Below are 388 nucleotides of genomic sequence, written 5' to 3' on the forward strand. Positions count from 1 at the left end.
ATCAGCGACAGCGCCACGCTGAAATTGCCGCCCTGGCCGAGTCCCAACAAGACCGCCCACCACCACAGCGTCGACAGCGGCGCATACAGGCAGCCCATCAAGCCGGCCCAGCACATCAGCATCATCAAGATCACGGCGGGGCGTTGGTCGCGGCCGAGCCGCGCCACAAAGGGTCCACCCAGTGCGGTGATGAGCTGCACGAGAATCGACACCGCGACGACCACGCCGGACTGAACGGCTGACAGCCCGCGGTCTTGCAGGATCACGGGCAGCCAGCCGAACACGCAATACGCCAGCGACGATTGCAGCCCCATATAGAGCGTCACCTGCCAGGCGATCGGCTTGTTCCATAGAGAAACACGCTGCAGCCGGGTGGCCGCGCCCTTGC

1 protein-coding gene is annotated in these 388 nt (G+C 65.2%); it reads right to left on the minus strand.

Going from position 1 to position 388, the window contains the following annotated elements:
* On the minus strand, positions 1–388 hold a 388-nt coding region (locus I6F21_RS38495; RefSeq protein WP_346656868.1), incomplete at both ends, for an MFS transporter.

The sequence above is a fragment of the Bradyrhizobium sp. NBAIM03 genome, from assembly GCF_020194055.1.
Lineage (GTDB): Bacteria > Pseudomonadota > Alphaproteobacteria > Rhizobiales > Xanthobacteraceae > Bradyrhizobium > Bradyrhizobium yuanmingense.